We start from the raw sequence: 18,198 nt of genomic DNA, 5'->3' as shown, positions 1-18,198 counted from the left end.
TTAAGCCGGCAATTTATTGCCGGCTCCTTTGAATTAACCAAGTTGAGAAACTACTGCCAAAACCTGAACGAATCGCCGACGAATCGGAAGAACCCGAGCGTTGCGGGACAATTCTCTTGACGAAGGGCACCGATCGAATCGAGCGAGGAAATCGGCCTTACGCGCGATCGGTGGCCACTTGGTCTCTCGATTTCGCTCGGAGCCGGTCGAACGGGCGCTGCTCGATGGCAAAAGACTCGGTTCGGCATCGCTGAAATGCAGCAATCAATAGTCGGCTAAAAATGATGCAGAACTGCTCCCCCCATAGGCGAAAATCGAGCCCACGCGGTACCAGCTTAATCAAGGTGTCCCGTTCTGGGACGGGAGCCTTGGATTCAGTTCTCAGTGGCCCCAAAACGGGAAGCGGTGAGAGTCAGGCGTCCGAGCTGAGTGCCTATGATGATCTTGAACGGGGCGAGCACATGGGTCTCGCCGACCGGCGCGAGCCATAATTCGATGTCGCGATTATCGACCATGAACTTGGTCTGGGATCGCGAAGGCCGGTGGCCGGCGATCGGCACATAGCGCGCCGAGCAGACAATGGTGGGGCCGGCATAGCCTTTGCCGCTGACCTGTTCGGTTCGGGCATAGGACAGCTTGATGTCGAAGCGCTGGGCTCCGTCGAACACCGGAAGGGAGCGTCGGCATGCCGAGGCGTCGAGGGTCGCGCCGCCGGCAACCGGCACCAGGATGGCTGAAAGAGGGTCGATCACGCCGTGCTTGTTGGCGTCCGTGAGCGGCACTCGATCCTTGCGCGGCGGCAAGTCGGGCTGCAGTTGCAGGGCGGTGACATTGCCACCCGCAAGTGCCATCTGCACCGATTGTGGCTTCTTGCCCGCCACCGAGGTGAGCGTATAGGCGGACGGCCGGACCTGGCTGGGGCCGAGCCTTCCCGATGAGGAGGCCGAACCCCGGCCATCGCTGATCAATTTGATCAGTCCGCCGACCTTGGCGGAGGCCTCGATCTTGTAGGGGCCGCCCTCGCTCAGATTGATGGCGAGACTTGCCGTGCCGATGGGAAAGCCGGCAAGGGTCACGCCATAGTCTATCGCCGTTTTGGCGCTGGCAGCGGCGGCCAGCGAAGGCGCGAGGCCCGCGGTGATGAGAAAGCCGGCGCCGAGCGCCGAGCGAAAGAAATGCGAAATCGTCACGCCGGTCTCCGGGGCCGCCTGCTGTGTCGGGCCCGAATTCGGATCCGGCACGGCAGGTCATTGTTGTCGCGTCGTTTTCGCCGAAAACCGGCGTCCACATTTCGGCACGATGTTCCAGTCGCCGTGCCCCTCATGCGCATGGAATCTCTCAGGCGCATTTTAACAAGGTAAACGTTACGTAAATCTTGCCGGGGCAGGTGCACCCGGAGCCATCTTGGCGTGCTCAGGCTGAATGGTCGATGAATCAGACGTGGCGCAATTGTGTCGTACGGAGCGCACGCATCTCAGAGACATGCTTGCATGTCGCGATGTCCGCCTCTTTTCGCAACGGTACCGGTTCCAGGATAGGGGTATCGCAGTGTGCAAGCCTGTCACTGACAGATCCGCACTCCGATAAAATCGCCGGCGCGGTTTACTACAATGCCGTCGCGATCAGTTCGCTGCCCTGACGCTCCTCGATCCGCACGCGCATGAAGTTGCCGGGGCCAAGCGGCCTGTCGGGCCGCACGGCCGCGAATTGCGTGGTGCGGCCCATGCCGCCTCGCTCCATCAGGATCTCGCGGGTTTTGCCGGTTTCGCCAGCGAGGAAGCGCGTCATCGCCCGGCCGCCGGCGTCCCGCAAACGGGCTGCCCGCTGTTTCACCTCGGCCCCGCCGACGGGAGGCATGCGGGCCGCCGGCGTGCCGGGCCGCGGCGAGAAGGGGAAGGCGTGCAGATAGGTGATGCCGCATTCCTCGATGAGATCGAGTGAACGGGCGAACATAGCCTCGTCCTCGGTGGGAAAACCGGCGATCAGGTCGGCCCCGAACACGATGTCGGGCCGCAGGCGTCGGGCCTCGGCGCAGAAACGGATTGCATCCTGACGCGAATGCCGGCGCTTCATGCGCTTGAGGATGAGGTCGTCGCCGGCCTGCAGGGACAAATGCAGATGCGGCATCAGCCGCTCCTCTTCGGCCAGCGCCCGCATGAGGTCGGCATCGGCCTCGACCGAATCGATGGATGAGAGCCGCAGGCGCGGAAGCTCCGGTATCTCGCGCAGAATGCGACGCACCAACGTGCCGAGGGGCAGGGGATCAGGCAGATCGGGGCCATAGCTGGTAAGATCGACCCCGGTCAGCACGATCTCCTTATAGCCAGCCTCGACCAGGCGGTGGATCTGCGCAATCACCGTCTCCGGGGCCAGGGACCGCGAATTGCCGCGGCCGAAGGGAATGATGCAGAAGGTGCAGCGATGATCGCAGCCATTCTGGATCTGCACGAAGCCGCGTGCCCGACCCTCGAAACGCTCGACCTGCGGCAGGGCGATGTCCCGTGCTGCCATGATGTCCGAGGTGACGAGCTTGCCCGGCGCCTCGGCGAGGGAGATCCAGGTCTGGGCTTTCAGCTTTTCGGCGTTGCCGACCACGAAGTCGACTTCCGGCATGGCGGTGAAGCTGACGGCATCGGTCTGCGCGGCGCAGCCGGTGACGGCGATCCGCCGCTCCGGATTCTCGCGCTTGAGCCGACGGATGGTCTGCCTGGCCTGGCGCGTCGCCTCGGCTGTCACCGCGCAGGAATTGATCACGGTCAGGTCGTCACGGACGCCGATGGCCGTTTTCATCGCCTCGGATTCATGGATGTTGAGGCGGCAGCCGAAGGTGACGATCTCGGTCATGGGCGGTCTGGCATGCCGGCATGGCCGGCGCTGTCCTTCTCGTGTTCGCGCGATCCCGGGATCAGCGCCTGTAGTGAATACGGCTTTTTTAGGCGGCGTCGGCGAACCAGGAGGCCGCAAAGCGGCCCTCATGTTCAAGCTCGGCCACGCCGGTCATCAGCACGTGACCATCGGTCTCGCGCCATTCGATCTGAAGGTCGCCGCCCGGCAGGCTGATGCGGGTCCTGCGCCCGGTAAGGCCAAGCCGCGCCGCCGCTACGCCGGTGGCGCAGGCGGCCGAACCGCAGGCGCGGGTGAGACCGGCGCCGCGTTCCCACACGCGCAGCACGATATGGCTGGTATCGCGAACCTGTGCGATCGAGACATTCACCCGCTCGGGGAACAGCGGATCGTGTTCGATGGCCGGGCCGATGCCGGCGAGGTCGATCTCGGCGGGATCCCGATCGATCCAGAACACGGCATGGGGATTGCCCATGCTCACCACGCTTGGGGACTGCAGAAGGGGAGCCTCCGCCGGGCCGTAGGCATAGTCGATGGCCTTGGTGTCGCCGGCATTCCGGGCAAGGGGGATCGCTTGCCAGTCCAGGGCCGGAGGGCCCATGTCGACAATGAAATTGTCGACGGCGAAGTCTGCGTCTGCCCGCCGGGCCTCGACCAGGCTGGTCGGGGTCTGCAGCAGGAGGCGGTCCTTGCCGAGCACCGGCATCAGATACCAGGACACGCAGCGCGTACCGTTGCCGCAGGCGCCCGACTGGGAACCGTCGGCATTGAAGATGCGCATGAAGGCGTCGGTCCCCGCCTGCTGCGGCGGATAGAGCACCATCAGCTGGTCGAAAGGCTCATGCGCCGCGATGGCGCGGGCCTCCGCCGGCGTGACGGCATGCGAACCGTCGATGAGATCGAGAACGACGATCTCGTTGCCGATGCCGTTCATCTTCAGATAGGGGCGGTTGGCGAGGCCAGACATGGTACTTCCGCGTGATTGAAGGTCCCTGATATAGGGCAAAAGCCCTTGCGAACCAATGGGTGCCGCTCAGCCCGCGGTCTGCTCGACCTCGAGGCGCATGATCGGCCGTTCCGGAGCCGGGGAGGGAACGTGCCGGAAGCCGAGCCGCTCGAAGCTGGTCACGAAGCCTGTCGAGGATGAGGAGGGTGAAATGCGCCGGTCGATCGGGTAGGCCTCGATGATGGTGGCGCCGCCGGTCCGGCCGAAATCGATCGCCGCCTCGATGAGGCGGGATGCGATGCCCCGCCGCCGGACCCCCTTGGCGAGGTAGAGACAGGAAATCGACCGGACCGGATTTTGCGCCATTCTTGCCGAAAAGAGCCTCAAAATCCGGCCAGAGCTCGGCGGTAAGGGGGCGGGTGGTCAACTCCGTGCGCCAGTCTCCTGTCCACGCTGTCCAGTGGCGGTCGCCCAAAGCCAGCACGTGTTCGGTCATGAATCGCAAAACGCGGGGGCCATCCGGCTGTGCAGCGCACCGGCCCAGCCGTCGCACCATTCTGCATTATGGTCACGGCTCCCGATTCGGAGCGATTCGCCATGCCTTCTGCCTTCAATGCCCGCAGCCTTCTGCCAACCTTGCCGTCGGGAAGAGAATGGCTGGCAGTCAGCCGCGGCGAATCGAGGGACAGCGTCTATCGCCGCAGCGATGGCGTGGCCTTCGCCAAGCTATCCCGGGGCCGCGATGCCGTCGCCCTGGAGGGAGAGCGCCGGCGGGTCGAATGGCTGAGCCGCTTCAATCTCGGTTCTCCCGAGGTGCTCGATTGGCATCAAGGGGAGGGAGGAGCCTGTCTGGTCACCAGTGCGGTGCCCGGCGTGCCGGCGAGCGATCTCGATGGTTATCAATTGTGGCAGTCGTGGCCGTCGATCGCGGCCCGGGTCGGTGCGCTGCATGCGCTCACGGCCAAGGATTGCCCGTTCGAACGCGACCTTTCGACCATGCTCGCTCGCGCGGCCGACGTGGTGTCGCGCGGCGCCGTCAATCCCGATTTCCTGCCGCCGGAGCAGAAGGAGGTGGATCCGGCCGAGCTGCTTTTTGCGCTCGAAGCACAGCGCGAACAACGCCTGGCGGAAGAGGCTGGGGATCGCGTCGTCTGCCATGGCGATGCTTGCATGCCCAATTTCATGGTCGATCCCATCACGCTGCGCTGCACGGGCATGATCGATCTGGGTCGTCTCGGCACGGCGGACCGCTATGTCGACCTCGCGCTGATGGTGGCCAATGCCGGCGAGAGCTGGTCCGGCCCGGAGCAGGCCGAGGCAGCTTTCGACATGCTGTTCGACGAGCTCGGCCTGAAACGCCCGGACAGGGAACGGCTCGCCTTCTACCTGGGCCTGGACCCGCTGACCTGGGGCTGAGTTCTGGCCCGAGGTCGCGAGCCTTGCCGATCTCCCGCCTGAAGTGGGTGGCTCGCCATCGCGGCCTCCCCCAAAGGGGACGCATCCCTCCCTTTGGATCATCCCCCGAATGGATAGCTGTCGGGAGGCGCGGGCTGTGCTTAGAATATGCCGAGTTGGCAGCACGGGCATGAACTCGCCCATGCGCGAGGGTCCATGCCAGCTTTGCCTCGATATTCGGCCTGGGGGGTCGGTGCGTGCGGGTCAAGACCACTCTGCCCCGATGGGAAGATCTACCCGTCGTTGAATCCGTTCCCCTAACGATCTGGCCTCGATGAAGATTTCTACTGCACATCCGGTATGTCAGCTGCATGCTGACGGTTCGATGCCAATAGGCCATGCCGGGCAGGAAACCAACGCGTCATGAAAGCCCAGATCGGAACCCTTTCCAAACGGACCGCCAAGGCTGGCGCTTGGACGGCCGGTGCCCGCCTTGCCGGAAAGGCGGTCGACTTCGTTGCCTTGATCGTGCTGGCCCGTTTTCTCGGGCCGAGCGATTTCGGTCTGGTCGCCATGGCCATGACGCTGATCTTCATCGTCGAGGCCATCATGGAGCTGCCATTGGCCGCTGCCATGCTCCGTGTGCCCGCTCCGGGGCCGGATGTCTACAGTACGGCCTTCACCCTCGGCCTGCTCCGGGGCCTGATCATTGCTGGGTTCTTCGTTCTCTGCGCCTGGCCGCTCTCCTATTTCTATGGTGAACCGCGGCTGGTGCCGCTGGTGATGAGCCTTGCCTTGGCGCCTGCCATGCGTGGCTGCGTCAGCCCCATGATGGTGGAATACAACCGCCAGATGGATTTTCGCCGCCAGGCAGGCCTGGATGTCGCGAGCAAGTTCATCGCCATCACTGCCGCGATCGTGATGGCGATCGTGACCCGCAGCTACTGGTCTATCGCGGTCGGTACGGTGCTGGTGCCGCTGGTGTCGCTGGTGGGTTCCTATGTGCTGGCGCCCATGCGGCCAAGGCTGACCCTGAAGGAATGGCCGATCTTCGCCGACATTCTGACTTGGAATTTGATGTCGCAGATCCTGTCCGCCCTCAATTGGCAAGTGGACCGGCTCGTATTACCGCGCTTCATCCCGCCGGCGGCTTTTGGTCGCTATGCCATGGCTAACGATCTTTCGGCCCTGCCCTTCCAGGTCCTATCGGCGCCCTTGGCCACTCCCCTGAATGTCGCCTTCGTCACCGCGCACCAGAATGGCGGGCTCGACAAGACCTACCTGAAGGCTTGCGTCGGTATTTTCCTGCTGATGGCCCCCGTTCTGTGCTTCGGCGGCATCATGGCCGAGCCGCTGGTCCGTACCTTCCTTGGTGCGCAATGGGCGGAGGCGGCGCCTGTCCTTACCGGACTGGCTTTGGCAAGCATCGGCTCCATTCCGGCCCTGCCCATGGCGCCCCTTGCAGTCAGCCTCAACCAGTCGCGCCAGATCACGCTGAGGAATCTGATCGAATGCGCGGTACGGGTTCCCCTCACCATTGTCGCCGTATTGGCGGCAGGCGTATTAGGCGCGGTGATCGCCAAGAGCGTCGCCACACTTGCCGTGCTGGTCTCCACCATGATGGCCGTACGGTCCATGATCGGAATTTCCCTGCGCACCCAGTTCGTGGCGCTCGCCGGGCCTGCTGCCGCCCTGCTGATCAGCGGCACGCCCCTGGCTTATGTCGCAACGCTCATTCATGCCGATGGCGACATCGTCATGAACTTGCTCCGCCTCGCAGCCGCCGGCATTCTTTATGTGCTGACTTATGTCGTCGCGGTCTATGTGATATCGCTGCGCTTCGGCGACGTGACCGGAATCGGCACCTTGCTCAATACCATTGCGGCACGGGCGGTCGTTCGGTTGAAGGCCTAAGGAAAGGTCGGGCGTGAGTATCGAACCCATCGGCCTCTTTTTCCTGCTGCTCGGGATCCTGGTCCTGGTTCGCGGGCCGATCTTCGGTATCTATCTCCTGGTTCCGACCATGGTGCTGGGCTCATGCGCTGCACTGATCGTCTCGAATGCGTCGATCCAGCCCTCGCATCTGCTTCTGGCCTTCACCGCCATGGCATTGATTGCCCAGCCGGGCACCTGGCCTTCCATCCTCGGCCGGCTGACCTTTCCCCGCGAGGGGTTCTGGTTCGCCGCCACCGCGGTTCTCGGCATTGTCGGTGCCTTCATTCTGCCGCGCTTCTTTGCCGGCGTGACCTATGTGGTGGCGATCGGGGCGACCTCGAGCGGTGGCTCCGCGCTGATCCTGGTGCCGCTCTCACCAACGACCGGCAATCTGACGCAAAGCATCTATTTCATCGGCGACCTCGTCTTCTTCCTGATCTGCTACCTGGTCGCCTTGAACAAGCAAGGCCTGGAAGCGATCACCAACGCCATCCTGATCTATTGCGTCCTCAACATCTTCTTCGCCCTGGTCGATCTGGCGACCTACTGGACCGGTACTTCCTTCCTGCTCGATTTCATGCGCAATTCTACCTACGGCATTCAGGACGAGGCCGTCATCAACGGCCTCAAGCGCATCAACGGTTCGTTCACCGAGGCCTCCGCCTTCGCAGCTTCCTCCCTGTGGGCAGGCTGCTTTGCCTTCCGGCTCTGGCTCGGCGGTATCCGCCCGCGCCTCACTTTTGCTCTGGCTGCCATCAACATGCTGCTGGTGGTGTTTGCGACCTCCTCCACCGGCTATGTCGTGCTGCCGCTGATGCTCGGCATCATGTATCTGGCATCGCTGCTGCGGGTGGCTCGGGGCACGGCCTTGCCGCGGGGGGTCTATGCCTATCTGGGGCTGGCGCCGCTGCTGCTCATGGTCATCCTCGCCATCGTGTTCCTCACGCCGGCTCTGTCGGGTCCGATCATGGACATGGTTCGCGACATGGTGCTGAACAAAGGCGCCAGTGCCTCGGCCGAAGAACGTGGCATGTGGAACCAGACCGCCCTGAATGCCTTCTTCGCCACCTATGGCGCCGGTGCGGGCATTGGCACGGTCCGGGCCTCGAGCTTCCCGGTAGCTGTTCTCGCCAATCTCGGCGCCGTCGGTGCCCTGACCTACGGGATCTTCATCCTGATGGCGCTGTTCAAGCCGGCCTCCCGCCCGCTCGACTGGACCACCACCCAGATTCAGGCGGCGGCACGAACCAGTTGCCTGGTTGCCCTGATCATGAGTTCGATCTCGGGCACGATGGTCGACCTTGGCCTGCCTTTCTACATGCTGGCAGGCATTGCCTGCGCGACCTGCGACTTCCAGGCCGGGGCGCGTCAACGCCAGCAACTCGCCCCGGCTTGAGAAGGAGGCGTCCGATGGAACCCGCAAGAACGATACATGGCCCGCAAGAGCGGTCGAGGTGAGACATGGATTCGAGCGCCAGCCTGCAAGCGATCATGGATGAGAAGGTGAACCCGTCATTGTCCGACAAGCCATCGAAGATCTGCCTCATCTTCGCTACGCGGGGCCGGGCCGAGGTTCTCAAACGCGTCGTCGGCTTCGTCGATCGGCAGAGCGTGAAGCCTGATCTGATCATCGTCTCCTGTGTGTCGGACGAGGATGTCGGCGATCTTGTCAGCCGACCCGGCCTGCTGGTGGTGAAGGGGCGGCCGGGCCTGACCACGCAGCGGAACACGGCCCTCGGCCAGGTTCCCGACGATATCGATGTCGTGATCTTCCTGGATGACGACTTCCTGATGCAGGAGGCCTGGATCGCCGAGATCGTCAAGGTCTTCGGCAGCGATCCGGCGATCGCCTGCGTCACCGGTACCTTGCTGGCCGATGGCATTCATGGCGCGGGCCTGTCCTTCGAGGAAGGGCGGGCCATCCTGGCCGATGCACCCGAGGTGCCGGTCAAGCTGACCGCCGCCTCCACCGGCGGCCCCTATGGCTGCAACATGGCCTTTCGGGCCAGCGCCATCGCCGGCCTTCGCTTCGACGAGCGCCTCGTCCTCTATGGCTGGCAGGAGGATCGCGATTTCGGCGGCCAGGTCTGGAACCGGGGAGGGCGCGTGGTCCGGGTCAACACGGCGCTCGGCGTGCATCTGGGCACCAAGGGGGGCCGGGTATCGGGGCGCCGGCTCGGCTATTCGCAGGTCATCAATCCGCTCTATCTGGTGAACAAGAAGACCATGCCGCTGCGCGACGCGCTCGACCATGTCGTGCGCAACGTCGCCAGCAATGTCGTGCGGAGCTTTGCGCCCGAGCCCTATGTCGATCGCCTCGGGCGCCTGCGCGGCAATCTCATCGGAATATGGGATCTCCTGCGCGGCAGGCTGACGCCCGAACGGGCGGAAAAGCTCTGAAGCCCGGGTTGCTCTGTGCAGCAACCCGGCGAACGCCTCAATCGATAACTTCGAGGATCACGGCATGGTCGCTCAGGGATAGATCGATCGCGCTGGCCTCGGTGAGGCTGCGGATGGGCGTACTTCCCACCGTGATATCGTAGACGTTGATGCGGGCGTGAGGCTTGGCGAATTCGATCCTGACGGGCCTGCTACCGGCCGCATTCTCCGCCCACACCACCAGTTGGAACGGCCCGCTGCTCTTCTGCAGCAAGAGGTCGTGTACCGTCGCTGCGCTCTTGGGCAGGGTGTAGTCGAGAGATCCGGGCTGCTGCAAGGGCTTGTCGTCGGCCAGGATCGTGGTGAGGTTGTGGATATAGGAGGCGGCGCGCTTGGGCGTGTCGCCGACGAAAACGCCCTGATTGCCGTCGCCGCCCTCGCCGTCGCGCAGCTGGTAGATGAAGGTATAGCTCCAGCCCCGCTTGAACTGCGCGAGATAGGTGTTGGTCAGGATGGCGCCCTGGCCATGTTCGCCGCCTGGGTCGTTGACCGAATCCCAGCCCGTCTCGGTGGTGACGCGCGGCAGGGCCTCGAGCTGAGCCTTGTCATAGCCCGCAAACCCCATGCCCCACATCACGCTGTGGTTGCCGAACAGGCCATCCCAGCGGCCCCTCAGCATCGGGTCAGCCGCATTCCAGGCCTGGTTATCCTCGTAGATACCGCCATTGCCGATCACGTAGTTGTGGGCGTTGGCATAGTCGGCAAAGCGAGTGCCCGCCGGAAAGAGCGTGTTGGCGCCCGGCGGAACGGTGAGGAATTGCAGGCCGATATTGTCAGTCTGGGCGCCCGGCTCGGAGACGCTGAACACCGGATAATCCTTGAGGGTCGGGTTGTTCTTGACGGCGGCGTAGAGATCGGCCTGGAACTGGCCGACGGCTTTCCAGCTGCCGTCGCGCCCGCCCTTCTCGCCCTTGTAGGTGATCGGGAAATTATTGGGCTCGTTGGGGCCCTCGATGGCCAAGAGGGCGTTAGCCTTGGCGAGGCGCTCGGCCGCCGCGATGATCGCATCGAGGTCACCGGTGCCGAAAATGGTGAAGCGCACGCCGGTATTATGTGCGACCGCGATGCTGCCCTCGACGTGGCGGGCGCCGTCGCGCACCTGACGGACGCCGAGATATTTCAGCGGCTCGATATAGGAGGCCGGATTCACGCCTTGGTCGATATGGGTGTTGATGCCCAGGGAGTTGAGGAAGCTGTCGGCGCCGACGGCTTTCACCGGATCTGCGAGAGCGGGCGTAGCGACCAGGAACAAAGTGGCGGCGAATGCGGCTCGATGGCAAAGGCGTGGATCAAGGCAATCAAATCGAGAGAAATGCGACATATATGACCATCTGAAAAGCTGAAGACCGGTTCGGGATTCAAGGGCATGAAATCACAGGACGGCCCCGCATTCCTAGTTGGCCTTTAGGGGGCTTGAGGGATGAGCCGATGCCTGGCTCCACCCGCCGTGACCGCTTCGGCGGTGCGCCGGCCCGCTGCATCGGTCATTGGGATGGGCCCCATCGTCCTATCTTGTCGGCAAGCTACTCCCTTCGGGGGAAAGAGAACCGGCTTCAACTCGACTATAACCAGAGCAAGGCGCATTCAGACTCGAACGCGCTTTGCTCTAGCTCTTTGCTTCCAAGCCAATCCAACGGATCAGCTTGGGCGTCTTTGCGATTCCAGGCAATTCCGCCCAATCGCAAAACGCCATAGAGGCAAATCTGCCAACGAGGCGTTGCGGCAATGACCAGGACGATAGCGTTCAACGGCAAGTTCTTCGGAGCGCCGCCGACCGGCGTGCACAGGGTTGCCGAACAGCTTATTGCCGCTGTCGACGACTGGCTTGCCGAACAGGCCAAGGATGGCGGCGATTATGCCCTTGTGGTCCGGGAAGGCGCCAAGGTCCCGACCTATCGCAAGATCGCTTGCGTGCGCGAGAGCAGGCTGGTGCGCTGGATGCATAGGATTGCATGGGAGCAGTTCTATCTGCCCGTGGCGCGCAGGAAGGATTTCCTGCTCAACCTGTGCAATATCGGACCGCTGTTTCATCGCGCTTCGGCCACGATGATTCACGATGCCCAGGTCTATTCCGCGCCCGATTCCTATTCGCGCCCCTTCCGGCTCTGGTACAAATTCGCTTTCTCCTTCATCGGCCGGCGGCACAAGGTCATCTTCACCGTATCGGAATTCTCCAAGAAGGAACTGGTGCGCTACGGCATCGCCGGTGCCGACAAGATCGTGGTCGTCCATAATGGCTGCGACCATATTCTGAAGATCGTGCCCGATGACAGCCTGCTCGCCAAGCTCGAGCTCGAGCGCGGGCGCTATGCCGTGGCGCTGGCGAACACGCAAAAACACAAGAACATCGCCATCCTGCTCGAGGCCTTCGCCAGGCCCGAGCTGAAGGACGTCCCGCTCGTCCTGTTCGGCGGGGCGGGCAAGGCCGATTTCGAGAGCCTTGGCCATGTCGTCCCCGCCAATGTGCGGTTTGCCGGTCGTACCAGTGATGCCGAGCTCGCCGGCCTGATGGCCAATGCCGGTGCGCTTGCCTTTCCCTCCCTGACGGAAGGCTTCGGCTTGCCGCCTCTGGAGGCTATGTCGCTCGGCTGCCCGGTGGTCGCGGCGCCCTTCGGCGCGCTTCCGGAGGTCTGCGGGCAGGCCGCGCTCTATGCCGACCCCTTCAAGGCGGAGGAATGGTGCGCGAAAATCCGCTCGGCGCTCGATGACGCGGCGGTGCGCCAGTCCCTGATCGACAAGGGGCGCCAGCAGGCCGGCATCTTCACCTGGAGACAGGCGGCGCGCAATCTGCTCGACGCCGTGCAGGCCGGCGCCTAGGGTCGCTTTCCCGGACGTTGAAAGCTTCGTGCGTGGACGAAGCCTGTGTTTGTGCTTAGGGTCGGGGCTCTAGAGCAAAACGCGTCTGTAAATGGAAACGCCCCTGCAATGACGGATAAGAAACCGCCGCGCCCCGTCGGCTCGAACCCGGTCCGCTCCAATCAAGCCCGCCCCAGTTTCACCGACCAGGAAGCCCTGGCCTTCCACTCCCAGGGCAAGCCCGGCAAGCTGGAAGTGGTACCGACCAAGCCGATGGCGACACAGCGCGACCTTTCGCTTGCCTATTCGCCGGGCGTCGCGGTGCCGGTCCGTGCCATCGCGGAAAATCCGGCATTGGCCTACGACTATACGACCAAGGGCAACATGGTGGCGGTGATCTCCAACGGTACCGCCATTCTCGGCCTCGGCGATCTCGGCGCGCTCGCCTCCAAGCCGGTGATGGAAGGCAAATCCGTCCTGTTCAAGCGCTTTGCCGATGTCGATTCGATCGATCTGGAGGTCGACACCAAGGACGCCGATGCCTTCATCAATGCCGTACGCTATCTCGGACCCAGCTTCGGCGGCATCAATCTGGAGGACATCAAGGCGCCGGAATGCTTCATCATCGAGCAGCGCCTCAAGGAATTGATGGACATTCCGGTCTTCCATGACGATCAGCACGGCACGGCAATCATCGCCGCCGCCGGCCTGTTCAACTGCCTGAAGCTGACCGGTCGCGACATCACCTCGACCCGGCTGGTGGTCAATGGCGCGGGGGCGGCCGGCATTGCCTGCGTCGAGCTGGTCAAGGCCATGGGTTTTGCGCCCGACAACGTCCTGCTCTGCGATACCAAGGGCGTGGTCTATAAGGGCCGTACCGACGGCATGAACCAGTGGAAGTCGGCGCATGCCGCCGAGACGGACCGGCGCACTTTGGCCGAGGCGCTCGATGGGGCCGACGTCTTTTTCGGCCTTTCGGTCAAGGGCGCCCTCACGGCCGAGATGCTGCGTTCGATGGCACCCAATCCGGTGGTCTTCGCCATGGCGAACCCCGATCCGGAGATCACGCCGGACGAAGCCCATGCGGTGCGCGACGACGTCATCCTCGCCACCGGCCGCTCCGACTATCCCAACCAGGTCAACAACGTCCTGGGCTTCCCCTATATCTTCCGCGGGGCGCTTGACGTGCATGCCACCGCCATCAACATGGAGATGAAGGTGGCGGCGGCGCAGGCCCTGGCCGAGCTTGCCCAGGAGGAGGTGCCGGACGAGGTGGCGAGTGCCTATCAGGGCGCGCGGCCGCGCTTCGGGCGCGACTACATCATTCCCGCTCCCTTCGATTCACGCCTGATGATCCGCGTGCCCGTTGCCGTGGCCAAGGCAGCCATGGAGACCGGTGTCGCCCGCAAGCCGATCGCCGACCTTGCCGCCTATCGCGCGGCGCTCTCCGCCCGGCGCGATCCCGTCGCCGGCACGCTGGCCGGCATCTTCGACAGGGTTCGCCGTGCCCCCAAGCGCGTCGTCTTCGCCGAAGGCGAGGAGGAGGCGGTCATCCGCGCTGCCGCCTCCTTCGTCAATCAGGGGCTGGGCACCGCTATCCTGGTTGGCCGCGAAGACCGGGTCGAAGCGGCAGCCGCCTTTGCCGGGGTGGAGCTGCGCGAGGGCATGGAGGTCCAGAATGCCCGCATCTCGCCGCGCACCAATGCCTATGCGCAATATCTCTATGACAGGCTGCAGCGGCAGGGCTACCTGATGCGTGACTGCGTGCGCCTCGCCTCCATCGACCGCAACCATTTCGCCGCCTGCATGGTGGCGATGGGCGATGCCGACGCCATGGTCACCGGCCTGACCCGTAACTATTCGATCGCGCTGGAAGACGTAAGGCGCGTCATCAACGACAAGCCCGGTCATTGCGTCCTCGGCCTGTCGATCGCCATCGCGCGCGGGCGAACGGTCGTGGTGGCCGATACCGCCGTGCACGACATGCCGACCTCGGAGGAACTTGCCGCCATCGCCATTGAGGCGGCCTCGGTGGCCAAACGCCTTGGCTATGAGCCGCGCGTAGCCATGCTGGCTTATTCCACCTTCGGCCATCCCGAAGGCGAGCGGGCCGAGCGCGTGCGCGAGGCCGTGCGCATCCTAGACCGCCAGCGTGTCGATTTCGAATATGACGGGGAGATGGGCGCCGATGTCGCACTCAACCGCGACGCCATGGCGCTCTATCCGTTCTGCCGCCTGTCCGGGCCGGCCAATGTGCTGATCATGCCGGCCTTCCACTCGGCCTCGATCTCCACCAAGATGCTGCAGGAGCTCGGCGGCGCCACGGTGATCGGCCCGATCCTGGTGGGCCTCGACAAATCGGTGCAGATCGTACCGCTCGCCGCCAAGGACACCGATCTCGTCAACATGGCGGTGCTGGCGGCGGCCAATATCGGCGGGTGAATGAGGCGCGCCGGATCTCTGTCTGGCGGTATCGACAATACCAAGAGGCATCGAAGATGCCTCTTGGGGATCGCACGTAAGCGCAGGTAGGAAGCCCATGCCGCTGCCGCCCAGAGTTGGCGCCGTTGCCGCATGGTTTTCACCGAAAACCGGGATCCGCTTTTCGGTATGATGCTTCGGGGCCTACTCGGTGCCGTCGCCTGTCAGATAGGTCGGGCGGTTGGCGAGCATGGTGAGCGCGGTGAGGAAAGCAATCGCGCACATTACCGTGACGTACCAGAAGAACCACGTCTCATGGCCGGCATCCTTGAAGGCGAGCGCTACCGCCTCGGCTGAACCGCCGAAGACGGCATTGGCGATCGCGTAGGAGAGGCCGACTCCAAGCGCCCGGACCTCGGCCGGAAACATCTCGGCTTTCACGAGCCCGCTGATCGACGTGTAGAACGACACGATCGCAAGCGCCGCCACCACCAGAAAATAGGCTGCGAGCGGGCTCTGGACGCTGCCGATCGCCGTCAGGAGCGGCACGGTACATAGTGTCGCGAGCCCGCCGAACAGCATCATCGACCATTTCCGCCCGATCCTGTCGGAAAGCGCGCCGAAGAGCGGCTGCATGCACATGTAGGTAAAGAGCACCGCCGTCATGGTGATATTGGCGGTCTCCTTGGCCATGTGTGCCGTGTTGACCAGATATTTCTGCATGTAGGTGGTGAAGGTGTAGAAGATCAGCGAGCCACCGGCTGTGTACCCAATGACGATCAGAAAGGGCCGCGGATGTCGACGTAGCAGGCTGACAAGCGAGCCGGCTTCCTTGCGGGCGCGTGTCTCTGCCGACGAGGTCTCGTGCAGGGAGCGCCGCAGGTAGAAGGCAACGACTGCGGCACAAGCCCCGACCACGAACGGAATCCGCCAGCCCCATGCCCGCATTTCTTCGTCACTCAGCGCGAGTTCGAGGATAACGATGACGGCCGAGGCGAGGAGTTGGCCGCCGATCAGCGTCACATACTGGAAAGAGCCGAAGAAGCCGCGCCGCCCCGCGAGCGCGACCTCGCTCATATAGGTCGCTGAAGTCCCGTATTCGCCTCCCACGGAGAGGCCCTGAACCATCCGACAGAGAAGGAGAAGGATCGGTGCCAGGATACCCACCGTGGCGTAAGTCGGCAGTATCGCGATCGCCAGTGATCCGGCACACATCATGAGGACCGAGATCATCATCGAGTTCTTGCGGCCATAGCGGTCTGCAATCCAGCCGAAAAGCCAGCCACCGATCGGCCGCATGAGGAAGCCAATGGCGAAGACTGCCGAGGAATAGAGGAGCTGCGTGGTCGGCTCGGCATCCTTGATGAAGCCGAAGAAGGCACTCGAAAAGTAGAGTGCCGTAAACGCGTAGGCGTAGAAATCAAACCACTCGACAAGATTTCCAGAAGATGAGCCGACAATCGCCATCACCCGCCGGCGGGTATCATGCGGATCTGCCACTGCCACGGCCGCGGTGTTACTCATATGTTTCCCCCTGATTGATCTTGTCTTTAGGTAGGTCTTTCAAAGCGATTGTGATCATGCTGTGGCTTTGCTGATCCGGGCAAGCCATTTTTCCCGAAGGGCAGGAGCCAGATGCCCGGATGGGAGTGGATCCTTCGACGGAACCGTCAGCCAGAACCATGATCTCGTCCCTGGAGTCTTTGGATGGCAGAGACCAGATTGTGCTCAACCGCAACGCCATGGCGCTCCATCCGTTCTGCCGCCTGTCGGGGCCGGCCAATGTGCTGGCGGCCAATATGGCTGGGAACGGCGGCACCAGGCAGCTTCCTCCTGAGCGCACCCATGGCATGAGCAGGTGGAAGCTGCAGGATCTTGAATGCTTGCAGAGCTTTTCGATATTGGCCACGAAGGAGCACTACCGAGAAGCTCTGCGGAGGATTTTGTGAGGGGACCTGCACGCGCATGAGCGACGATCGTTGGAACCTCTATCTGTTCGAACGCCATGACCGGCAGCAGATCATGCAATGGGCAGGCAGGCTGCGCTATTTCCGGTTCTGCCGGGCCGTGGGCGGCCATGCCAACGATGGAGACCAGCTGCTGGTCGCGATCGCGGTGGAGACAGAGGCCGATCTGGTGGATGTCTGCGCCACCCTGGGGATCGCCCTGGACGTCGCCGCGCCCGACTCTCCCCAACCGGTGCCGGGCGTTGCTTACACGGCCGAGGAATTCGGCAAGTTCGCTCTCCTCGTTCCGGGAAGCCATCGCATCCGGCAGCCCGGTTTGGTCGAATTGGCTGGGCAGCCCGCCTATGTCCATGCGCAAGCGAATCGGCTGGAAATCAGCCTGAGCGACACCGACCGTCCTTATGAGGTCTCGGAAGCGTCCGTCCGTTCAGCCGAGCGGGTGGAGGCGCTGCTCACACAGCTGGCAGGCCGGCTGATCGATCCGCCACGTGCCAGCCGGCATTGTATCTGCCCGGCTTATTATCCCGAAATGTGGAATTGAACTTATCCCGAAATGTGGAATTGAACGTCAGCCCCGGACGGCAGAAGCCAGTACTGTGAGGCTGAGAAAACGTGGTGCCGCTTAGGTGACTCGAACACCTGACCCCATCATTACGAATGATGTGCTCTACCGGCTGAGCTAAAGCGGCGCCAACGGTTTTCAGAAGGCGATCCTTGCGGACGCGCCGCCCTGATACAGGCAAGCAAAGCGGAAGGCAAGCCCCCTCACGCATGCGACGCGAGTTTAGAGCGAAACTCTTGACGCGGCACAAGCTCCCGACTATAGCAACCCACACAAATTTTGGCGGGAGGCTCCGCCCCCAACTTGGGGTGGCGGTTTTCTTTTTGCCCAAGCGATTCTGTCCGCGCAAGCAAGGCAGAATTGCCGGACCCTCTTAACACCGGCAGGTTCCCCGGAAACTGCCCTGGCCCCGCTGCAGCGGCGCCGTTCCGAATTGAGAAGGATAGACCCATGTCCCGCCGTTGCGCGCTGACCGACAAGGGCGTTCAGTCTGGCCACAAAGTGAGCCATTCGAACGTCAAGACCAAGCGCAAGTTCCTGCCGAACCTGCACAATGTCACGCTGATCTCCGACGTGCTCGGTCGCTCCGTGCGCCTGCGCGTCTCGGCGGCCGGCCTGCGCACTGTCGAGCACAATGGCGGCCTCGATGCCTGGCTGATCAAGGCTTCCAGCAACGAACTTACCGCGCCGGCCCTGCGCCTGAAGCGCGAAATCGAAAAGAAAATGACGACCGCCCACTAAGGCAAGGTTGCATGACTGACTTTTCGGGCCGGGGCCTCGCGCTCCGGCCTTTTTCATTGTCCGGAGCGTCGTGCGGCCACGACCCGCTTTGCTCCAGATGAGCAAAGCTTAATGTGACCTCCCCTTGACGGCAGGCCCCCGTTTCGGCGATG

Annotated in this window: 15 protein-coding genes and 1 tRNA gene; 9 read left to right on the top strand and 7 right to left on the bottom strand. The window is 63.2% G+C overall.

Annotation, left to right across the window (positions count from 1 at the left end; all coding sequences use genetic code 11):
• Positions 1–374: 374 nt before the first annotated feature.
• From AB4037_RS16095 to AB4037_RS16080, 4 genes are all read right to left on the bottom strand, one after another.
• A complete protein-coding gene (locus AB4037_RS16095; RefSeq protein WP_434958922.1) occupies positions 375–1,190 on the bottom strand; it encodes a DUF3108 domain-containing protein in 816 nt (271 codons plus the stop codon).
• Positions 1,191–1,605: 415 nt separating this feature from the next.
• On the bottom strand, positions 1,606–2,844 hold the full coding sequence (gene mtaB, locus AB4037_RS16090) for a tRNA (N(6)-L-threonylcarbamoyladenosine(37)-C(2))-methylthiotransferase MtaB (protein WP_434958923.1): 1,239 nt from the start codon (positions 2,842–2,844) through the stop codon (positions 1,606–1,608).
• 88 nt (positions 2,845–2,932) lie between these two features.
• Positions 2,933–3,811, bottom strand: coding sequence for a diaminopimelate epimerase (gene dapF, locus AB4037_RS16085; RefSeq protein WP_441772188.1), 879 nt, complete (start codon positions 3,809–3,811; stop codon positions 2,933–2,935).
• A gap of 66 nt (positions 3,812–3,877) precedes the next feature.
• Entirely contained in the window at positions 3,878–4,156 is a 279-nt protein-coding gene (locus AB4037_RS16080; protein ID WP_434958925.1) for a GNAT family N-acetyltransferase, read from the bottom strand.
• A 231-nt stretch (positions 4,157–4,387) separates the two neighbouring features.
• On the opposite strand from AB4037_RS16080, the gene AB4037_RS16075 reads away from it, so the two are divergent.
• The 4 genes from AB4037_RS16075 to AB4037_RS16060 all read left to right on the top strand — a co-directional run bounded on the left by AB4037_RS16075 (position 4,388) and on the right by AB4037_RS16060 (position 9,520).
• Positions 4,388–5,206, top strand: coding sequence for an APH(3'') family aminoglycoside O-phosphotransferase (locus AB4037_RS16075; protein WP_441772187.1), 819 nt, complete (start codon positions 4,388–4,390; stop codon positions 5,204–5,206).
• A 402-nt stretch (positions 5,207–5,608) separates the two neighbouring features.
• Entirely contained in the window at positions 5,609–7,099 is a 1,491-nt protein-coding gene (locus AB4037_RS16070; RefSeq protein WP_434958927.1) for an oligosaccharide flippase family protein, read from the top strand.
• Positions 7,100–7,112: 13 nt separating this feature from the next.
• Entirely contained in the window at positions 7,113–8,516 is a 1,404-nt protein-coding gene (locus tag AB4037_RS16065) for a hypothetical protein (protein WP_434958928.1), read from the top strand.
• A gap of 65 nt (positions 8,517–8,581) precedes the next feature.
• Positions 8,582–9,520: a glycosyltransferase family 2 protein gene (locus AB4037_RS16060; protein WP_434958929.1), complete on the top strand. Its 939-nt coding sequence runs from the start codon at positions 8,582–8,584 to the stop codon at positions 9,518–9,520.
• 37 nt (positions 9,521–9,557) lie between these two features.
• Here AB4037_RS16060 and AB4037_RS16055 read toward each other — a convergent pair whose 3' ends face one another.
• Positions 9,558–10,775 carry a glycosyl hydrolase gene (locus AB4037_RS16055; RefSeq protein WP_441772186.1) on the bottom strand — a complete coding sequence of 406 codons (1,218 nt, stop codon included), beginning with the start codon at positions 10,773–10,775 and terminating at the stop codon, positions 9,558–9,560.
• 509 nt (positions 10,776–11,284) lie between these two features.
• Here AB4037_RS16055 and AB4037_RS16050 point away from each other — a divergent pair.
• On the top strand, positions 11,285–12,376 hold the full coding sequence (locus tag AB4037_RS16050; RefSeq protein ID WP_441772185.1) for a glycosyltransferase family 4 protein: 1,092 nt from the start codon (positions 11,285–11,287) through the stop codon (positions 12,374–12,376).
• 108 nt (positions 12,377–12,484) lie between these two features.
• Complete coding sequence (locus AB4037_RS16045) at positions 12,485–14,797, top strand: NADP-dependent malic enzyme (RefSeq protein ID WP_441772184.1); 2,313 nt, start codon at positions 12,485–12,487, stop codon at positions 14,795–14,797.
• Positions 14,798–14,980: 183 nt separating this feature from the next.
• On the opposite strand, the gene AB4037_RS16040 is transcribed toward AB4037_RS16045, so the two are convergent.
• Positions 14,981–16,300: an MFS family transporter gene (locus tag AB4037_RS16040; RefSeq protein WP_434958933.1), complete on the bottom strand. Its 1,320-nt coding sequence runs from the start codon at positions 16,298–16,300 to the stop codon at positions 14,981–14,983.
• 158 nt (positions 16,301–16,458) lie between these two features.
• Here AB4037_RS16040 and AB4037_RS16035 point away from each other — a divergent pair, with 158 nt between their 5' ends.
• The gene (locus AB4037_RS16035; protein WP_434958934.1) at positions 16,459–16,725 is read left to right on the top strand and encodes a hypothetical protein; all 267 of its coding nucleotides are present in this window, start codon (positions 16,459–16,461) and stop codon (positions 16,723–16,725) included.
• A 16-nt stretch (positions 16,726–16,741) separates the two neighbouring features.
• Entirely contained in the window at positions 16,742–17,284 is a 543-nt protein-coding gene (locus AB4037_RS16030; RefSeq protein WP_441772183.1) for a hypothetical protein, read from the top strand.
• A 72-nt stretch (positions 17,285–17,356) separates the two neighbouring features.
• Here AB4037_RS16030 and AB4037_RS16025 read toward each other — a convergent pair.
• Positions 17,357–17,432, bottom strand: a tRNA-Thr gene (locus AB4037_RS16025).
• A 323-nt stretch (positions 17,433–17,755) separates the two neighbouring features.
• Between AB4037_RS16025 and rpmB the strand changes: the two genes are divergently transcribed.
• A complete protein-coding gene (gene rpmB, locus AB4037_RS16020; RefSeq protein ID WP_434958936.1) occupies positions 17,756–18,046 on the top strand; it encodes a 50S ribosomal protein L28 in 291 nt (96 codons plus the stop codon).
• The last annotated feature ends 152 nt before the right edge of the window (positions 18,047–18,198 follow it).

The organism is Labrys sp. KB_33_2 (genome assembly GCF_052114505.1).
Taxonomy (GTDB): domain Bacteria; phylum Pseudomonadota; class Alphaproteobacteria; order Rhizobiales; family Labraceae; genus Labrys.
This window is presented reverse-complemented; position numbering and strand designations above follow the sequence as displayed.

Coding starts and splice junctions, on each gene's coding strand:
- mtaB (WP_434958923.1), bottom strand. CDS start 2,844: ATGACCGAGATCGTCACCTTCGGCTGCCGCCTCAACATCCATGAATCC.
- dapF (WP_441772188.1), bottom strand. CDS start 3,811: ATGTCTGGCCTCGCCAACCGCCCCTATCTGAAGATGAACGGCATCGGC.
- AB4037_RS16080 (WP_434958925.1), bottom strand. CDS start 4,156: ATGGCGCAAAATCCGGTCCGGTCGATTTCCTGTCTCTACCTCGCCAAG.
- AB4037_RS16075 (WP_441772187.1), top strand. CDS start 4,388: ATGCCTTCTGCCTTCAATGCCCGCAGCCTTCTGCCAACCTTGCCGTCG.
- AB4037_RS16070 (WP_434958927.1), top strand. CDS start 5,609: ATGAAAGCCCAGATCGGAACCCTTTCCAAACGGACCGCCAAGGCTGGC.
- AB4037_RS16060 (WP_434958929.1), top strand. CDS start 8,582: ATGGATTCGAGCGCCAGCCTGCAAGCGATCATGGATGAGAAGGTGAAC.
- AB4037_RS16050 (WP_441772185.1), top strand. CDS start 11,285: ATGACCAGGACGATAGCGTTCAACGGCAAGTTCTTCGGAGCGCCGCCG.
- AB4037_RS16045 (WP_441772184.1), top strand. CDS start 12,485: ATGACGGATAAGAAACCGCCGCGCCCCGTCGGCTCGAACCCGGTCCGC.
- AB4037_RS16040 (WP_434958933.1), bottom strand. CDS start 16,300: ATGAGTAACACCGCGGCCGTGGCAGTGGCAGATCCGCATGATACCCGC.
- AB4037_RS16035 (WP_434958934.1), top strand. CDS start 16,459: ATGATCTCGTCCCTGGAGTCTTTGGATGGCAGAGACCAGATTGTGCTC.
- AB4037_RS16030 (WP_441772183.1), top strand. CDS start 16,742: ATGAGCGACGATCGTTGGAACCTCTATCTGTTCGAACGCCATGACCGG.
- rpmB (WP_434958936.1), top strand. CDS start 17,756: ATGTCCCGCCGTTGCGCGCTGACCGACAAGGGCGTTCAGTCTGGCCAC.